The sequence below is a fragment of the Peribacillus glennii genome, from assembly GCF_003429105.1.
Lineage (GTDB): Bacteria > Bacillota > Bacilli > Bacillales > DSM-1321 > Peribacillus > Peribacillus glennii.
This window is the reverse complement of sequence record NZ_QVTD01000003.1, coordinates 227,677-246,648: the sequence shown is the minus strand read 5'-3', so window position 1 is coordinate 246,648 and position 18,972 is coordinate 227,677. Positions and strand designations below refer to the sequence as shown.

Here is an 18,972-nt window from a genome sequence, read left to right as displayed (position 1 = left end):
TCGATCAATCCCAACCCCTCCCATTTGAACATTCCAGCAGGCCAGTTTCTCCGGCAATACCTATTCGTTTTAAATGTAAAAAAAACAAATAGAAAATGATTAGAGTGATATTTATATATATTTTTATGGCTGGATTGTCAAACAATACATTGTAATATTTCTGCGTTATTTCAATTATAGTATCACAAAAGTGAGGCTAACAAAATTGGATAATTTTTTAAAAAATGTTTTTTACAACCTTGGCATCTACAAATTAGCTAAAAAGTATTTATTGAAACCCTATTTGATATTGTTTGCCATTACATTTAAATTAAGTGGGAAGAAAGCTATTAAGAAATTAATAAAAACTATGAATCATTATAACTACAGATACTGGTTAGAATTCGGTACGTTACTCGGTGCTGTAAGAGATAAGGGATTTATATCCCATGATTGTGATATTGATATCGCGATGTACATTAATGACTATGATAAGGGCTTGGAAAATATATTAAAATCAGAAGGTTTTAAATTGAAAAAGAGAGCTAAATTGTTATCAGGAGAAATTATAGAAGAGACTTATAAATACAAAACAGCTCAAATAGATTTTTTCTATGCTTACAAGGTAGATAATAAAATAAAGATTTTTGATTATCAAACAATGGATGATCTAAGCCCGGATGAATGTATTAAAAAATTTGGTGGTTTAAAAGTCTATGAAAACAGTTTTTCGGAATTTGATTTAATAAAATATGATTTCTATGGCGCCCCGGTCTGGATTCCTAGTAATTATAATATTCATTTACAAGATGTGTACGGGAAAGATTTTATGATAAAGAATAAAAATTGGACTGTAGAATCCAGCAGTATCAGGAAAGAGACAAGTAAATTTGCACTGGTTGAATATTTTTAGTTGCTCAGTTCAATAGAAGGAAAAACAGCCACGATTTTACATAAAAGGGGTTTATAAATAATGATTAGTTTAGCCTTTTAAAAATAATTAACATCAGGACATATCTCTCCAATAATTTTCAATCGCAAATGAAGAGGCTGACCCGAAAAAATCGTTTTCACGACCTTTTGGTCAGCCTCTCCCCACGTTAAGTTAAAAGAATATTTCCGACGAATAACCATCAGAACTCCGGCCTGTCCTCCAAATATAACGGTTATCATCCAGGGTTCCTTTCGTAATCCAAACAAATCGCTTTTTCGGAATGCCTGTGCTCAATACACGTTTTGAAGTCGCTGTCAAACTCATGTTTTCCAGTCCCTCCTCATTGGTATTGAAAGTTCCTTGACGTTATTTATCACAACTTGCAATGCCTTAGTTTTGGCCCTAACGCTTAGTCCACCTATTATTTACCAGCGTTCCCTTTGTGAGGTTCACAAATCGTGGATAATCCAGAGTCAATACATTTCTTGAAGTCGCTGTTAAACCTTGCAATTTGACCAGTCCCTTCATCGTATTGGCTTACATTCTATATATTCCCGAATTCTTATATATAAAACAATAAATAACCTATTAAAATATGGTTGGATAACCAGGAAAATCCACCTGGAAATTTTATATAAATGTTACATTTGAAAATGACAGCCCTGGAAATTTCGTCTACCAAGAAAAAAACTAGCCCAAAAATTCGGTATTGATTCAAAATTCTCATAAAGTTCGAATGTATGGAAGCACTGTTGGAAAGTTGCACTATTGCAATTCTATGTGTGATATTGCAAGAGTATATTTGTCCATTGAATTTTCAGAATAAATTGATGATTTAGTTTTTTGGAATTGCACAATTGCAATTTGAAACAAATTTCAACAAAATTTTGTCGCTTTTTATAAAGATTTTTAATTTGGCACAGTACTTGCATATATAACATATGACAACATTTTATAGGGGGCACTGATATATGAAATTATTTGGAGTTGACGTAGGGGGAACTTTTACAGATGTCATTTATAACGATACTGAAAAGAGAATGACAGCAATCCATAAAGTTCCGACAACATTGGAGGATCCGTCGAACGGGGTAGTGCAGGGCATCCTGGAACTCTGTGAACGGCAGAATATTGAGAAATCTGAAATTGATCATGTTTTTCACGGAACTACAATTGCAACTAACGCGATTCTTGAGTACGACGGAGCCAAAACCGGGATGTTGACAACCGAAGGTTACAGGGACATCATACATATCGGCAGGCACCAAAGGCCGCAAAATCATTCCATCATGCAGGATATTCCCTGGCAAGCCAGACCATTGGTCCAACGGCGTAATCGATTGGCGGTTGCCGAGCGTATGGGTCCAGCCAAAGACCAGATTATCAAGTCATTAGACGAAGATCAAGTGCGCGGAGCTGTTGCTACCTTGAAGGAAAAAGGTGTTGATTCCATCATTGTTAACTTCCTATTTTCCTATATTAACCCATCGCATGAACAAAGAGCTAAAGAAATTATCGAGGAGGAGTACCCGGAAGCATTTGTGACTATTTCTTCGGAGGTTTCTCCGCAGTTCCGTGAATTCGAGCGGTTTACAACAGCCTCAATAAATGGATTTGTTGGCCCCAAGGTAAAACATTATATTCAAAACCTGGAACACAGTTTGAAAGATAACGGCATTTCCGCTGAACTCCATATAATGGCATCAAATGGGGGTGTTGCAACACCTAAGACAGTTTCTGAAAAACCCGTTAATACCCTTCTTTCAGGGCCTGCTGCAGGTATACTCGGGGGTGCTTGGGCCGGGGAGTTAACGAATCGCCAGAAATTGATTACCTTTGACGTTGGAGGTACAAGCGCTGACATCGGCATAATCACTGATAGCGGTTATAGCGAATCATCTGCCCGCGATACATGGATTGCCGGTTATCCTGTTATGGTTCCTATGATTGATATCCATACAATCGGTGCCGGCGGCGGAAGCATTGCCCACATTGATGAAGGCGGAGCGTTCAAAGTAGGGCCAAGAAGCGCTGGTTCCCGTCCGGGACCTGCTTGTTATGGACACGGCGGATTAAAGCCTACAGTTAGTGATGCCAATGTGGTACTCGGAAGAATTGATGAACACAACTTCCTTGGCGGAGAAATGAGCATCTATACAAATGCGGCTTATAAGGTCATTGACGAATTAGCTGAACAGCTGGAATTAACGAGGGAAAGAACGGCTGAAGGAATCCTCCAAATCATGAATAACAATATGGCGAATGCCATTCGTGAAAGAACGATCCAAAAAGGGGAGGACCCGAGGGAATTCTCGTTGGTTGCCTTTGGCGGTGCTGGTCCGCTCCACGCTGTTGATGTCGCGAAAATTTTGAATATCCCTGAGGTCATTATTCCGTTATATCCAGGCATCAACTCAGCCACAGGACTTTTGACAACCGACTTAAAATACGACGTCATCAAAACGGAATTTATGTTAAGCACCAATATGGACTTCGAGCGGTTAAATCAAGATTACCAAACCCTGGAATCTCAATTGGTCAATCAATTGAAAGAAGATGGGGTTGCGGAGAATGAAATCCAGATACACCGAAGCGCTGATGCACGTTATGCAGGGCAAGGATATGAATTACGGATTGAACTGCCTAGTGGCAACCTGAATGAAGAAACAATCAGCGAAGCTTTTACCAGTTTCCATGAAAGCCACAAAGGTGAATATGGACATAATTTCTTGGAAAGCCCAATTGAAATTGTCAATATCCGTGTTACTGGTACTGGTTATATGCCTAAAATCGAGAAGCAGGCAATCAATCATGAGTTCCAGTTGGAAGATGCATTTTTAAAAAAAGGTGAAACTATATTCAACATAAATGGAAATCTTGAAAAAGTAGAAACAAAATTCTACCAAAGAGAAAAGATTCCTGGCGACACTGAATTCCATGGTCCATGTATTGTGCTTCAAAAAGACACAACCACTGTCATTCCTCCTGGCTGTACTGCTTATATCGAAGAATTTGGAAATATGATTATCAAGGTAGGTGCATAAAGATGACACAACTCAAAACGAAAAAAATAGATCCTATTACCGTTCAGGTTGTCCTTGGCGCATTGGAGAATGTCGCAGTAGAAATGGGGCATAAACTTGCACGGATGGCTTACTCAAGCATTATTAGGGAATCCGAGGATTTTGGCTGCGCACTGGTAGACATAAGAGGGCAGCAGTTATGTGAGTCCACTCATAGTACACCTTTACAATCCGGACCAATTCCTGGATACATCAAGGGAATCCGCCAGATTATGGAGGAACGGAATGACGCCTTCCATCCCGGCGATGTAATCATGCATAACTCACCTTATCATGGTGCTTCTCACGGTCCGGACGTTGGCTTTTGTATCCCTGTTTTTTATAAAGATGAATTAATTGGATTTTCTGTAACTACTGCTCACCATTTAGATATTGGTTCTTCTACACCAGGCAGCTGCGGCATTGTGGATGCGGTTGATGCATATGCCGAAGGGCTTCAGTTCAAGGCTATCAAGGTGTATGACAAAGGTGTAAAAAACCGCTATGTATGGGACTTGCTTATGGATAACATCCGTGCGCCTAAATTGGTTGTCGGGGATATGGAAGCACAAATTGCAGCTGCCAAAATCGGTGCCCAACGGTATATAGAAATTATCGAGAAATTTGGTTTGGACACCGTAGTTGCTGCAAGTGAAGAATTAATGCATTACTCAGAGAAAATGATGAGGGAAGCAATAAAGAAGCTTCCGGATGGCGAATATTCAGCAGAAGGTTACTTAGATGGCTATCTGGACAGTGATGATCCTGCTAAAAAGGATTTAAAAATTACGGTGACGGTAAAGGTTAACGGCAGCGATATGATAGTAGACTTAACAGGCACAAGCCCGCAGGTTAAAGACAGACCGGTCAATATGCCGTTAATGGGAACTGTCGACATCGCGATTTATCTAACTTTACGCTCAATTATGCTGGACTCTACCATTTATGGGAGTTTTCCGCAAAATTCAGGCCTGGTCCGGCCAATACAGATCATTGCTCCTAAAGGCACGCTATGCAACCCGACTTTCCCGGCTCCGACGATTGCCAGATTTAACTCAGGGAATATTGTAGCAGATACACTAATGAAAGCATTGGCTCAAGTTGTTCCACATCAAGTAAGTGCCGGTGTCGGAAACCTGCAGGTCGTTGCCTTTAGTGGCGAAAAGGATGAAAACTACTGGGTATATATGGATATTATGGAAGGAAGCTATGGGGGACGTTACGGCAAAGATGGAATGGATGCGGTGGATACTCTGTATGCAAACACCCGAAATAATCCGATTGAGGATATCGAATCCCACTATCCTTTAAGGGTAGAGCGTTATGAACTGAAAGATAATGAATGTGCCCCTGGAAAATGGCGTGGAGGGATTGGTTCCGTCCGTGAAATCAGCTTCTTGGCTGATGGAAGCTTCTCGGTTGAGGCAGATGGACATAAATTTGCACCTTGGGGATTTGATGGAGGGAAATCGGGTTCGGTTGGAAGCTTGACCATTCAAGAAAGTGAAAGGGAAGAACCGATTAAGCTTCCTTCAAAACTTCCAAACAGAATTGCAAAAGCGGGAAGCAAGATCCAATTGACCGGCCCGGGTGGAGGCGGCTATGGCAATGCCTACGAAAGGGATCCGGACAAAGTTCTTTCAGACTACCTTGATGGCTTCATTCCTAAGGAAAAAGCTCTAGAAGATTATGGAGTCTTTATCACAGACTCAGGAAAAGTAGATTATGACAAGACGCAACAACTTAGAAAACGCTAAGGTGAAATTGGAGGATTCCATGAAAACTGTAGTAATCAATGGACAAAGGTTAAGTAGCCGTATAGAAAGCCTTGGTGAAATAGGCAAAACAAAAGAGAATGGTGTCCAGCGTCTTGCATTAACGAAGGAAGATAGAGAAGCTACCCTTTTAGTTTCACAATGGATGAGGGAAGCGGGCCTTACCGTAATACATGACCACTTTGGAAATTTAATTGGACGCAAGGAAGGGAATAAACCAGGCTTGTCACCGGTAATGATTGGTTCACACATAGACTCGGTCCGAAATGGCGGAAAATTCGATGGCATTATTGGTGTCCTGGCCGGTATTGAAGTTGTTCACAACATAAACGAATCAAATCTTACCCATGAACATCCCATTGAAGTGGTCGCTTTTTGCGAAGAGGAAGGATCAAGATTCAATGATGGATTATTTGGCAGCAGAGGAATGATAGGGAAAGTATCAGATGACGACTTAAGTAAGGTTGATGACTACGATATCTCTAGGTACGAAGCCCTGAAAACATTTGGTTTTGGGATTAATCCAGACCTTATGAATGAATCCATCCGAAAAAAGGGCGATATCAAAGCCTACTTTGAGATCCATATAGAACAGGGACCATATTTGGAAAAAAATAATTATCCGGTAGGTATTGTTAGCGGCATCGCAGGTCCATCCTGGCTCAAAGTGAAACTCAAAGGTGAAGCGGGCCATGCAGGAACCGTACCTATGAGCCTCCGGAAAGACCCCTTGGTGGGTGCTGCAGAAGTAATCATAGAAGTGGAACGGCTTTGCAAAGCAGATCCAAACGCGCCTGCTGTAGGGACAATCGGCAGAATAACGGCCTTTCCAGGAGGAAGCAATATTATTCCTGAGTTTGTAGAATTTTCCCTTGACATTAGGGACATTGACTTAGAAAGACGAAATAATATTATTAAGAAAATAGAAGAAAAGATCCTTCGTATATGTAAAGACAGAGGTTTAGAGTATGAGATTGAGAGGAGTATCGATATCCCCCCGGTGAAATGCTCTGGAAATCTTGTAAACACGATCAAGGAAGCATGCAAATCACTGGCGATAGAGGCTCCTGTTATGATTAGCGGAGCCGGTCATGATGCTATGTTACTAGCTGAAATCACGGAAATTGGCATGGTGTTTGTCCGATGCCGGGATGGTATCAGCCATCAGCCCAAAGAATGGGCAGAAATCGATGATATTGTCACGGGAACTAAGGTACTTTATGAATCAGTTTTAAAGCACATTTGAAAAAGCTGTATGGCAGCCAGTTATGGCTGCCGTACGATATTATAAACTAATCGCAACGCATTTCGAAATTCTATTTTGGGAAAACACGAAGAGTTTAGGAGTGCATTTTCTGTCTTTAGTTTGTTTTATTATTCTTTAGGTCCATATGAACTGATATCTGTAACAACCTAAACTTAGATAAATGTTTAACACGCTTCATGATTTGTTCTTCTAAGAAAATAGATTATTTCTGATAGACTTAAATCCCCAACAAAATATTATCAATTGTCTAATGCCATTCAAAAATCATTAGTAATAATTATGTGCTCCAAAAAAATTTCTTTCAAAAATAAAAAATGTTTTAAGAGGGGGTAATGTATTTGAATCAAGATTCAGAAAAAGGAATTAGTTTAACTGGAAAGGATATCATGCCGACCTCGGGCAACGAAAGAAATTTGTCGGCGGTAGCCTACTTCATTCTTTGGGTTGGTATAGCAGTTCAGCTTGTAACCCCAATCACGGCAGCTCAGCTTTATCCAGCACTTTCACCGATGCAGATCATAATAGCCTGTATCATTGGTAATTTCATAGTCGCTGTTCTTTTAACTTTGTTAGGAGATATTGGTGTAAGGTATGGAATACCTTATGCAGTATTTATTAGGGCTTGCTTTGGTTATTTAGGGGCACATATACCTGCTTTGGTACGTGCAGTTCCCGCAGTGTTCTGGTTTGGTTTCCAAACATGGATGGGGGCTTATGCACTGGATGCAATCATGAAAATGTTAACCGGATATTCTAACCTTACTTTATTGATCATTTTATTTGGAGCAGTCCAAATCATTAATACTGCGATGGGAATGGAAGCTATCACAAAATTTGAATGGCTTGCATCTCCTAGTATCTTAATTATTGGTGTAGTTTTGCAGATCTTTATCATGAAACAGCATGATTTAACTTTTGGTGAGATATTCTCCCATGGCGGAGAAGGCGGTTTATCAATGGGATTTGCTGTGGTAGTTATGATGGGAACTTATATTACTATGGCATTGAACGCGCCGGATTTCACCCGATTCCTAAAAACAAGAACTGGCACCAATGCTAAATGGTGGCACGTGAATAAAGGAAGCTTTTGGGCCCATTCCTTTGGCCTTGTAGGTTCTATGCTGCTATTTACGATTATCGGGCTTACCAGCGGTGTGGCAACCGGCACTTGGAATCCAATTGATGCCATGGTCCAAACTATGGGGAAAGATAATCCGTTGTTGTTAGTCGTTTGTTTAGCCTTTGTCATTTTAGCCCAATGGTCTACCAATATCAGTGCCAATCTATTGCCTCCGGGATATATAATAGTAAACCTATTCCCACGTAAAATCACTTTTGCGATGGGTTCAATTATTGCCGGTATTATTGGACTGCTTATCCAACCATGGAATTATGCGGAATTCGTCCCGCAAATTCTTATTCTCATAACAGCAACGTTGGCGCCTATCGTTGGCATTATGTTTACAGATTATTACTTGCTTAGGAGACGAAAGCTGAATGTAGAGGAACTTTATAAAGTCGATGGGCAATACAAGTATTGGAAGAATTTCAATCCTGCTGCCATTATTGCTTACATTCCTTCAGGTCTTTCCGTTCTTCTATTCCCTGATTATGGTTTTGTTACGGCTTTGTTAATAGCATCGGTTTTATATTATTGCTTGATGAAATATTGGATTTGTAAGATTTATGATCAACCTGAAGTTACGGATCCATATTTTCAGATAGAAACACGTGAAGTAAAGAAGGAGGCATGAAATTTTAAAACACTAAAGTAATAGACTTATATAATTCAACAAAATTCGAGGAGGATAAATTTATGAAAATTAAAGTAATCAATCCTAATACGACATTGGCAATGACAAAAGGCATTGAACATGCTGCCAAGTCAGCGGCACGGCCAGACACGGAAATTCTTGCCGTGAGCCCAAAGATGGGCCCTGTTTCAATAGAATCTTATTATGATGAATATTTAAGTATCCCAGGAGTACTTGAAGAGATTAAAAAGGGAGAAGATGAAGGCGTTGATGCCTTTGTTATCGCATGCTATGGAGACCCAGGATTAAATGCTGCCAGGGAAGTTACAGATAAACCTGTGGTGGGTATTGCGGAGGCTTCTGTATATTTAGCTTCAATGCTTGCCGCTAGATTTTCTATCGTCACAGTTTTACCAAGAATCAAAACAATGTTAGAAGAACTTATTGATTCTTATGGCATGGAAAAGCGAGTCCTAAACATTCGAACTACGCCGATGGGTGTACTTGATTTTGAGAGAGATCCTGAAGCAGGAATTGAAATGTTAAGGAAGGAAGGAAAAAAAGCTGTTGAGGAAGATCATGCAGAAGCTATTTTACTGGGATGTGCCGGAATGGCAGAATTTGCAGATAGTCTTGAAAAAGAATTAGGAGTCCCAGTAATTGATGGGGTTGTAGCGGGTGTGAAATTTGCTGAAGCCATCGTGGACCTAGGAAAGAAAACGAGCAAGCTCAAAACCTATAAATACCCAGAGAAAAAAGAATATATTGGAGAGCTGAAGAACTTTGGACATAATGAGGCAACGATAAAATAGTTTGTTAATCTGGTTCAGGGTTTCAAGATAAGGCTCAATTTGTTCATATAAAATTAAAGAAATATAAGTACTGATTAAACAATTTTAGGGCAAGATTCACCCGCTGGTGGATTGCCCTTTTTTACTATTTCTTTGGTGATAAAGGGGAAATTGTTTCAACCGGGGAATTGGTTAGCAAAAGCTGATTCGATTCCTGTAGCTTTTATAAAAGGTGTTAGTTATGAAAAAGTCGAAGGCTCATTTATACAATCATCTGAGCAAAGGAAGGGACCTATTTGGTTGATGAAATTAAATCTTAACACAGGATAAAAGGAAATCGGACGCATTTAATATCGCCGGTTTCCTTCGATCATTTACTTGCCTATATGCAGAAAAACAATTGCTAAGTACTAAATATCTTGATTCCTCACATTTTTCTCGATGTTCCCGCCTGGAACAGTCTCAGTGATTTCGGGCTGCGGATACCGTTTGACAATCCAATATTTCATGGCTGGATAATAAACTAGAGCTGCTACGGCAAAGGCTATAACAAAACCAAAATCCGGAAATAACAGTGCCAGTATGAACCCAGGGAGATACGATAGAAGGGCAGCCGGATTTACATTTTTCCAATACTTATACTGGCCGCCTGCTTTGTATAGCTCATCAACATTTAACCGGCGCTTTCGCAGAAGATAATAATCGCAGAACATGATTCCAACAATGGGCGCTAAAAGAGCCGTAATAAACATTAGAATGGTTGGCATATGTTCAGAAAAATTCCAAGGCTGCATCAGCAGCCCAATAATGCTTGCGATTATCGTCGCTGTAACCAAGTTAATCTTCCGCGGAAAAAAGTTGATAATGATATACGAGGTAGGGATCAAGTTGGCACTGATATTGGTGGACCATTGAGCAAGAACGATGAACACTAAACAGACTATCAGAAGAAGCGGGTTATCCTCTCCCACAGTTTGTATCATGACTTCGATGGGATTCCAATTTCCCGTGGCAATGCCGCTTATAAGACCAATAAACGTAAATAGAATCAATGATGCAATCAAGCCGATGCTATGCCCCATAAAGCTTCCTCTATTGGCTTGCCACCATGATCCCTGTACCGCTTCTTGTTTCACTTTCAGAAATCGGGTGAAATCCATTGCATTGAGTGCCATCGTAATGTAGGCACCCATTTGTGCAGCAATAGCGAACCCAATGGAGATGCCTCCTTCCCCTTCTATGGAGAAAATATTGCTTAATGTGAGCTGGTAATCGTTCATAATCATGAACAGGAGAACGACACCAATGATAAGAATGGTTGGCGAAGCGAGCCATTCAAACTTGGAAACGGCCTCCATACCCATGGCAGTATTGATAACTTGAACAATTCCAAACAAGATAATAAGGAGAGTGAGATTTGAGTAGCCGGTAAGCATTTCCATAATCGTGTTTAATGCAAAGGCACCCATCCAGGTTAAAAATCCAAACCAAAACATGGCGGGGATAGCACGGATAACCGCCGGGATGTGCGTTCCCAGATAACCAAAGCATGCACGGATGTACACTGCGTAAGGAATACCATAACGAATGCCGATATCACCCATTAGTGTTAGGAGAATGGCCACAATTAAGTTCCCAATTAAGCAGGTAAGCAAAATTTCGGCTGGGGACAAAGCGGGGAACAGTTGAGCCCCGGCAATAAAGGATACAAGTTGCACTGCAATGCCAATCCAAAGCATCAAAAAGCCAAGATTGGAAATGTGTCGCTGTTCTGTCTTTGTAGGGATCAAATCTTTCGACTTAAGACTTATACCGGTTTCTTGTTCATGGCTCATAAAAGAACCTCCTTTAGGAATACTTACTTTCATTTAGAGATTATGCAAGAAGGATGCCAAAACCTTAGGGGTATAAATGACCAAAGAACTAAAGCAAAATAGAGGCAAAAAGAACCAGTGGTTTGCAAATTTACAATAAATCTATTGAAAATTCTAAAAATTCAAACTAGAATAAGGGTAAATGGGACAGGAAAATTTGCAAACTTTTTTGCTGAATTGCAAACCACATATCCTCAAACATTTAGAAAAGATTGAATCCTGATTTTACCTAGGAGGTATATTCAATGTTCATAAGTTTAGAGAAAATCATGGATCATTTACCCTTTGGCATAATGGTGACGGACGAACGAGGGAGGATCATGTTCTGCAATCAGGCGACTGGAAAAGTATTGGACCGGACGGCACAACAAATGCAAGGTGAATTTATTAACTCATTTTTTTCCACAACAGCCATCTTTAAAGCCATTAAAACCAACATTGCCTCTGTTTCACACTCTAAGACCGAAACCGGGAACCCACTAATCCTTTTTGAACTTCCTATTCAAATTGATGAGAGAAAAGCCGGTCTTATAGTCCTCTACGAAAATAAAGCTATTGATCAGTTGGCAGAACATTCCCAAGCAACCATTGAATTAAAGCAAGAGCTTGAGATCATAATGAATCTCATTGGCGAAATGGTAACAATTACGGATAGGAAAGGGACGATATTGCGTGTAAATGCTACCTGTGAAAAGATTCTAGGCTTGAAAGCACAAGACCTGCTAGGTCGTCAAGTGAATGAATTGGAAGAACAGGGGGTTGTCGACTTTTCTTCTACCAAGAGTGTTATTCGGGAAGGAAGAAAAATTACATTGGCCCAAACGACTAAATCTGGAAGGCGTTTGGTGGTATCAGGATACCCTGTCTACAACGAAGATGGCACGCTTAATAAGGTAATTAATATATCTAAAGATGTTACTGAAGAGGATAAGCTTTCAAAGCAGTTGGAGGAAATGAGACAGTTAATGCACTACTATCAGACAGAATGGGGACGTGTCAATCTGCCGGGGGAGGAGCATATTGTCATCCATTCAAAAGAGATGGAGGAATTGAATGAACTGGCCGGACGTATTGCAGATGTAGACTCAACCGTGCTGATTCTTGGCGAATCCGGGGTCGGAAAGGAAGTACTGGCGCGCAGGATTCACAATCTCGGCGTGCGTAGGACTAAGCCTTTTCTAAAAATAAACTGCGGAGCCATTCCTGAAACGCTAATGGAGTCTGAATTGTTTGGTTATGCCAAAGGCACCTTTACCGGGGGAAACCGGGAAGGTAAGAAAGGGATTATTGCCAGTGCAAATGAAGGTACCCTTTTTTTGGATGAAATCGGGGAGATGCCGTCACAATTGCAAGTTAAACTCCTCCAGGTGTTGCAGGAGAAGAAACTGACCCCTCTGGGAAACACAATGCCAATCAATGTTGATATACGATTCATTGCTGCAACGAACCGAAATTTAGAAAAAATGGTAGACGAAGGAGCTTTCCGGGAGGATTTATATTACCGGCTTAATGTCATACCTATCACAATTCCGAGTCTGCGACAAAGAAAAGAAGACATTCCCCTTCTGATTGAGCACTACCTTCGGCTTTTTACTCATAAATACAAAAAATCCAAAACTATGGAGAACGAGGCTTTGGAAATCTTGGTAAATTACTCCTGGCCAGGCAATGTACGTGAACTGCAGAATACAATTGAGCGTCTCGTGGTAACCATTCCGGGTGACTACATTCTTAAGAAAGATTTACCTAGTAAAATGGTGAATCACGTATCCCAGCATCCACTAGTTCAAGATGGACTAACTTTGAAACAGGCCATGTCACAATTTGAAAAAAATATTCTTGAGCAGGCGGTGAAACAGTCAAGGACCTTAAAGGAAGTAAGCGAAAGACTCGGAGTTGACATTTCTACAATTAGCCGAAAAGTAAAGAAATATAATATCCAGTTTGCTGAAATGCAATATATTTAGCGAAAATGCAAAGTTACGATCAATATAAATACGGTAACTTTTATTAGAAAATATAGAATTTACTGTATTTATATTGCTATATTGCAACCTTTATTTTTTTCGTCTTGCAAGAACCTTGAGAAACTGGGAAAGGGCACTTGGCATGAAACTTGCATATTCTTTCCTGCAAACCAATTGGAGGAGGAATCGATTATGAAACGAATGGGTCTTGCATTTTTAGGTGAACCAGAAGTTCCTGAGATGGTTAAACTTGCTCAATACGCTGAATCCCTTGGCTTTGAATCAGCTTGGGTAGCGGAAACCCGCTTTGCGAGGGATAGTTTTGTACCGGCCGCAGCCATCGCTGCCACTACCCAAAAAATAAAAATCAGTACAGGGGTGGTTAACGTTTTTACCCGAAATCCTGTCATTTTAGCAACCTCATATGCTACCTTGGATGAGCTTTCGGGCGGCCGTGCAATTTTTGGTGTTGGTCCCGGGTCTCCGTTAGTATTGGAGCCTCAAGGACATACCTTTAAAAAACCGATCACAAGGCTTCGTGAATATCTTTATGTTGCCAAGGGACTTATTGCTGGAGAAGAGGTTAATTTCAAAGGAGAATTCGTCAATGTTCAGGGCGTAAAGCTTGAGTACAAACCTATCCGCCCTTCAATGCCAGTCTACCTTGGTGTCACAGGTCCAAAGGCCATGGAATATGCCGGCGAGGCAGCTGATGGCGTGTTGATGAACGCCTTTGTATCATGCAATTACGTTAAAAGGTCAATTGAACGGCTAAGAAATGGAGCCGAGCGTACTGGCCGTAATCTTACGGAAATTGACCGTACCATCGCACTTATTACATCTGTGGATCAAAACCCAGACCTGGCCCGTGACCGTGTTCGTCCGTTTATTGCCATGTATTTGACTAGATTCCCCAATATCGTCCAGGAAACCGGTTATAGTGAACAATACCTTGCAAAGGTTCAGGAAGCAGTCAACAAAGGCGGTTTGGAGGCAGGAGCAAAACTAATAACTGAAGAAATAGTGGACGATTTGGTAGCGGCTGGCACCCCGGAACATGTTCGCAAGCGGATTCAGGATTACCGGGACGCTGGAATAGATTGTCCGGTGCTATTTACCTTTGGTTCTAATATTAAAGAAACTATAGAATCAGTAATTGGGGCGTAAACTGCCTCCAGAGAAAAGTCCCCCTTTTAAAATGTAATTTGTTGACGAAGGGGGGGTTAGATATTTCCTAACAGGAGTGAAAGAGAGAATGGCTTACCAGGCGGAGTCGGTGGCCCAAAATCTTGAAGGGTTTAGTAGGTACTGCTAAAGGAAGATATCGTGGCTGTTATTAATACGGAAGACAATTTCTAGAGATTTAACCTATACCATCCCCAGACTTTTGTATCACTATCTATACTTAGGATACGTTATTCATCACCAGGGATCGGGATTGAAAGATGAATCGTATATAGGGAGTGGTACCAGTGAATTTGGCTATTGTTTTACAAAAACCAATGAACAAAGCAAAAACGAGGCTTAAAAACTGGCTCTCTTTATATGAACGGATCGGTCTTGCTGATTCGATGCTTTATGATGTACTTAATACATTGTCCAAAGTTTCATCAATTGATGCTGTAGGTATCGTAACCAGCGATGCCAGGGCTATTGCTATCGCCAAACAATTTGGTGTCCATATTTTTCATGAGGGAGAGGACGCCCTGGGAATGAACCAAGCAATACAGTTTGTTGTTGAAACATTGCCTCGTGATGTTCAGCACCTTTTTATATTTCCAGCGGATATACCTTTAATTTCCTGCGATGAAATTACCAATCTAGTTAAAATGGTAAAAAATCATTCTGTCTCCGTTATTCCATGTAAAAAAGGAACTGGAACCAATGTATTGGTATTATCACCGCCAGGAGTCATTCAAACAGCTTTCGGATTGAATAGCAGGGAAGAGCATTGTCTATTGGCAAAAAAGGCAGGATTACACTATTGGGTTTTTCATAGTTCGTCATTATCCTTGGATATAGATACAATAGATGATTTACTTTTGTTGAAAACAATGGGACAAGGAACAAAAACCAAGGATTTTTTGGAAAGAAATCAAATCTTCAAATGTTGAATGATGGGACAGCTATAACTTTCTACATTCATAAGATATCGGTACGTATTAAAAAAAGTAAAGTGATATGATACATATTCACAGGAAACGAAGGAAAAGGGTTGGCACTTTGTCCTGGCAAAGCTGGATATAACATTTTACACGGATCTAGGTCAATCTAAAAACCAGTAGATGCAACAAATGAAATAAAAGATAAAAACCAGATATTCACACTGAAGGTTTAGATAATATGCAAGCTGTGAAAATGGGGCCGTGCTTATATTAACATTACCGTTCAGATAATGAAGTAATCCCAAATTACATTAATCAGCTAATCGCAGACATTAACCTAATGGGAGGATAATTTTTTGGGGAATATTACCAATTCGGAACAAAAAAGTGTAACCCAGGTACTGGAGGATATTCAAATAAGAGGCTATGCAACGCAGGAAGAAGCTTACCAGTTAATAAATGTACAGGGTACACAGCTATTGGAGTTAATGAGGGTTGCTTCCGCTTTTAGAGACGAAAGGAAAGGGAATACGGTCACTTATTCGCGCAAAGTTTTCATTCCATTAACAAATATGTGCCGAAATACTTGTGGATATTGTACGTTTGTAAAAGACCCAAGCGACCCTGAAGCCCATATTATGGCTCCGAGCGAAGTGTATAGCCAATTGATGAGGGCGGAGGCGATGGGCTGTAAAGAGGTGCTGATTAGTCTCGGAGAACGACCTGAGTTACGATATCCGCTTGCAAAAGAAAAATTAAAGAAACTTGGATATGATAAGATGCTCGACTACGTATACGATATTTGCCAGTTGATTATTGACAAAACAAGTATGATACCTCATACCAACGCAGGAGCCCTTAAATTTAAAGAATTAAAAAAGTTGAAGGACGTAAATGGCAGCATGGGAATGATGTTGGAATCAATAAACCCAAAGCTTAACGCACATGAAGGGTGTCCTGATAAGCTTCCAGTTGTACGCCTGAACACGTTACGCTATGCGGGAGAACTGCAGATTCCTTTTACTACGGGTATCCTGATTGGAATTGGCGAAAGTCTAAAGGACCGAGTCGATTCCATGTTTGCGATATTGGATGAACATAAAAAGCATCAACATATTCAAGAAATTATTATTCAGAACTTTCGCTCAAAAAAGGGTACTGCCATGGGAAATTCTCCTGAACCAAACATATGGGATATGGTCAGATCAATCGCGGTATGCCGTTTGATTTTTGGTAAAGACGTTAATATTCAGGCGCCTCCCAATCTTACTCCCAATATACACCAGCTTTTTCTGTTAGCAGGGATAAACGATTGGGGTGGCATTTCACCGCTTACACCTGATTTTATTAATCCTGAAAAGCCTTGGCCTCACATTTGGGAGTTACACAGAATTTGCTCTGAACTAGGATTTGAATTACGCGAACGATTGACTGTTTATCCAGAATACCTAATAGACTCAACTTATAAACGAGAGGTATTTAAATCCCGTATAGATCATCTGATCGATGAAACCAGACTAGTCAGAAGGGAAATGACGGTATGATAAATAACAGTAGCCAAGCCATTGAAGAAATGAAACTTGTCGGGGTTGAAAGATTGCTGGGACGTTCCCAAATTGATATTGCTAATATTCTGGATAAAGCATTGGCTGACAAGGAAATCTCTGTGCAAGAGGGAATTAGGTTATTTGAAGCTGATGGTATCGATCTGTATGCATTGATGATAACAGCTGACGAATTAAGGCGTAGGTCTGTAGGAGATATAATTACGTATGTTAAAACAAGAAATATTAACTTTTCAAATGTCTGTTATACAGGGTGTAAATTTTGTGCATTCGCTGCTTCAGAAAAAGATGAAGGTGCTTATTTTATACCCTTGGCTGAAATTGTTCAAAGGGCAAAAGATGCCTGGGGAATTGGTGCGACTGAAGTTTGCATCCAAGGGGGACTGCATCCCAGAGTAAGCGAAAATTATTATGTGGAGATTATTAAAGCAATTAAGGATGCTGTTCCGGATCTCCATATCCACGCATTTTCCCCATTTGAAATAAAGTTTGGGGCTCGTAAACGCGGGATTTCAATTGAGGAACATTTATTCAGTCTAAAAGAAGCGGGTCTGGGCACAATCCCTGGAACAGCGGCAGAAATTCTGGATTCCAAGATACGGAAGTTATTAACTAAAGATAAATTAACTACTGAAGAGTGGGTGAGTACGATAAAGACGGCCCATAAACTTGGAATCCGTTCAACTTCTACCATGATGTATGGGCATATAGACGGACCGGAACATTGGGCAAATCACCTAGCCCTTTTACGTGATATTCAAAAGGACACCGGAGGTTTTACAGAGTTTGTTCCTCTTGGTTTTGTTCATTATAACACTGAACTTTTTAATAAACATGGAGCTCGGGCTGGTTCAACTGGAATCGAGGATATTAAAGTAGTTTCCGTGGCAAGAATAATGCTGAATAACTGGATAGATAATATACAAGTTTCCTGGGTTAAAAATGGTCCGAAAGCATGTCAGATCATTTTAAATGCAGGTGCAAATGATTTTGGGGGCACACTCATGGACGAAACAATTTCACGCTCGGCTGGTGCACCATTCGGGGAGAATATGAATCCAGAAGAATTTAATCGCTTGATTCTGGATTTAGGGCGAGTTCCCGCAGTTCGAAATACCCTGTATGAAATAATGAAGTAGCCATATCTGATATACCTTCTTATGCAGTATGATTAAGATTTTGATTCCCATGCCACAGATAACCATTATAATTCTTTATTCTTTATTTTCTATGATTATCATAAACAAAGCTTAGTATAAGCCAGAACCAAACTCTAAAGCTATCAGTATTGTTTACTTAAGACTGGGAGAGTATAATTTCACAGAAATAATGAAAATTCAAAAAAAGGATGAATCAATACGGGCCACCACACAACAGACATAACAAAAATTCTAGAAGGGAATCATTGAATCCGGTCGCGAATGAAAAACGTCTTTTTGGCCTGAAAACCTACATCACGCTTTGGATATCTTCCATGGTTGTTATTCGAATCTTTATGATTGGCCATTCTTATCTTCCTCCTGCCGGAAAATTAAATTTGTTTCAAGCAGGTGTAGTAACTATTATTTCAGCCTTTCTCACCGGTATTTTGTTTGTTGTCAATTCAAACCCCCGCTTGGTTTATGGAATAACTTGGAATAAAATAAAGTACAACCATATATTGCTATATTCCCAAATCGTTTTAGTAATAAAATCTATGGCTGCAGCACCAATCCATGATTCGATCCCATACCAAAATACAACTGGCAAAACCCTGATCAACGAGGCGATTCTAGCAACGTTAAAACCGAATGATGATCGTGCCTGGACAATGAACGGAATTCTGCCTTTTACGAAAAACACTTTTGTACCTCGTGAGTTTTTTAAACACTAATAATCACTTGCTTAAGAACAAGATAA

The 18,972-nt window shown here is 40.1% G+C and carries 14 protein-coding genes; 12 read left to right on the top strand and 2 right to left on the bottom strand.

Features of this window, described 5'->3' with window-relative positions; all coding sequences use genetic code 11:
- The first annotated feature begins 205 nt into the window (after positions 1–205).
- Positions 206–892: a LicD family protein gene (locus D0466_RS02860; RefSeq protein WP_117321054.1), complete on the top strand. Its 687-nt coding sequence runs from the start codon at positions 206–208 to the stop codon at positions 890–892.
- 192 nt (positions 893–1,084) lie between these two features.
- Here the strand turns inward: D0466_RS02860 and D0466_RS22015 are convergent, their stop codons facing one another.
- A complete protein-coding gene (locus D0466_RS22015; RefSeq protein ID WP_158555794.1) occupies positions 1,085–1,237 on the bottom strand; it encodes a hypothetical protein in 153 nt (50 codons plus the stop codon).
- 647 nt (positions 1,238–1,884) lie between these two features.
- On the opposite strand from D0466_RS22015, the gene D0466_RS02855 reads away from it, so the two are divergent.
- From D0466_RS02855 to D0466_RS02835, 5 genes are all read left to right on the top strand, one after another.
- Positions 1,885–3,957 carry a hydantoinase/oxoprolinase family protein gene (locus D0466_RS02855; protein ID WP_117321053.1) on the top strand — a complete coding sequence of 691 codons (2,073 nt, stop codon included), beginning with the start codon at positions 1,885–1,887 and terminating at the stop codon, positions 3,955–3,957.
- A gap of 2 nt (positions 3,958–3,959) precedes the next feature.
- Complete coding sequence (locus tag D0466_RS02850) at positions 3,960–5,732, top strand: hydantoinase B/oxoprolinase family protein (protein WP_117321052.1); 1,773 nt, start codon at positions 3,960–3,962, stop codon at positions 5,730–5,732.
- Between the two features lie 19 nt (positions 5,733–5,751).
- Entirely contained in the window at positions 5,752–6,996 is a 1,245-nt protein-coding gene (locus D0466_RS02845) for a hydantoinase/carbamoylase family amidase (RefSeq protein WP_117322187.1), read from the top strand.
- A 359-nt stretch (positions 6,997–7,355) separates the two neighbouring features.
- Positions 7,356–8,771 carry an NCS1 family nucleobase:cation symporter gene (gene ncs1 / locus D0466_RS02840; protein ID WP_158555793.1) on the top strand — a complete coding sequence of 472 codons (1,416 nt, stop codon included), beginning with the start codon at positions 7,356–7,358 and terminating at the stop codon, positions 8,769–8,771.
- A 62-nt stretch (positions 8,772–8,833) separates the two neighbouring features.
- The gene (locus D0466_RS02835; RefSeq protein WP_117321050.1) at positions 8,834–9,583 is read left to right on the top strand and encodes an aspartate/glutamate racemase family protein; all 750 of its coding nucleotides are present in this window, start codon (positions 8,834–8,836) and stop codon (positions 9,581–9,583) included.
- A gap of 389 nt (positions 9,584–9,972) precedes the next feature.
- Here D0466_RS02835 and D0466_RS02830 read toward each other — a convergent pair whose 3' ends face one another.
- The gene (locus D0466_RS02830; protein WP_158555792.1) at positions 9,973–11,397 is read right to left on the bottom strand and encodes a cytosine permease; all 1,425 of its coding nucleotides are present in this window, start codon (positions 11,395–11,397) and stop codon (positions 9,973–9,975) included.
- 284 nt (positions 11,398–11,681) lie between these two features.
- Here D0466_RS02830 and D0466_RS02825 point away from each other — a divergent pair, with 284 nt between their 5' ends.
- The 6 genes from D0466_RS02825 to D0466_RS23755 all read left to right on the top strand — a co-directional run bounded on the left by D0466_RS02825 (position 11,682) and on the right by D0466_RS23755 (position 18,946).
- Positions 11,682–13,403, top strand: a complete 1,722-nt coding sequence (locus tag D0466_RS02825; RefSeq protein WP_117321048.1) for a sigma 54-interacting transcriptional regulator — start codon at positions 11,682–11,684, stop codon at positions 13,401–13,403.
- A gap of 192 nt (positions 13,404–13,595) precedes the next feature.
- Positions 13,596–14,570, top strand: a complete 975-nt coding sequence (locus D0466_RS02820) for an LLM class flavin-dependent oxidoreductase (protein ID WP_117321047.1) — start codon at positions 13,596–13,598, stop codon at positions 14,568–14,570.
- 305 nt (positions 14,571–14,875) lie between these two features.
- Positions 14,876–15,517: a 2-phospho-L-lactate guanylyltransferase gene (cofC, locus tag D0466_RS02815; RefSeq protein WP_117321046.1), complete on the top strand. Its 642-nt coding sequence runs from the start codon at positions 14,876–14,878 to the stop codon at positions 15,515–15,517.
- A gap of 347 nt (positions 15,518–15,864) precedes the next feature.
- Positions 15,865–17,052, top strand: coding sequence for a 7,8-didemethyl-8-hydroxy-5-deazariboflavin synthase CofG (cofG, locus tag D0466_RS02810; RefSeq protein ID WP_117321045.1), 1,188 nt, complete (start codon positions 15,865–15,867; stop codon positions 17,050–17,052).
- Between the two features lie 29 nt (positions 17,053–17,081).
- Positions 17,082–18,212: a 5-amino-6-(D-ribitylamino)uracil--L-tyrosine 4-hydroxyphenyl transferase CofH gene (gene cofH, locus D0466_RS02805; RefSeq protein ID WP_233522513.1), complete on the top strand. Its 1,131-nt coding sequence runs from the start codon at positions 17,082–17,084 to the stop codon at positions 18,210–18,212.
- A 209-nt stretch (positions 18,213–18,421) separates the two neighbouring features.
- Positions 18,422–18,946 carry a cytosine permease gene (locus D0466_RS23755; RefSeq protein ID WP_117321043.1) on the top strand — a complete coding sequence of 175 codons (525 nt, stop codon included), beginning with the start codon at positions 18,422–18,424 and terminating at the stop codon, positions 18,944–18,946.
- Positions 18,947–18,972: the final 26 nt, after the last annotated feature.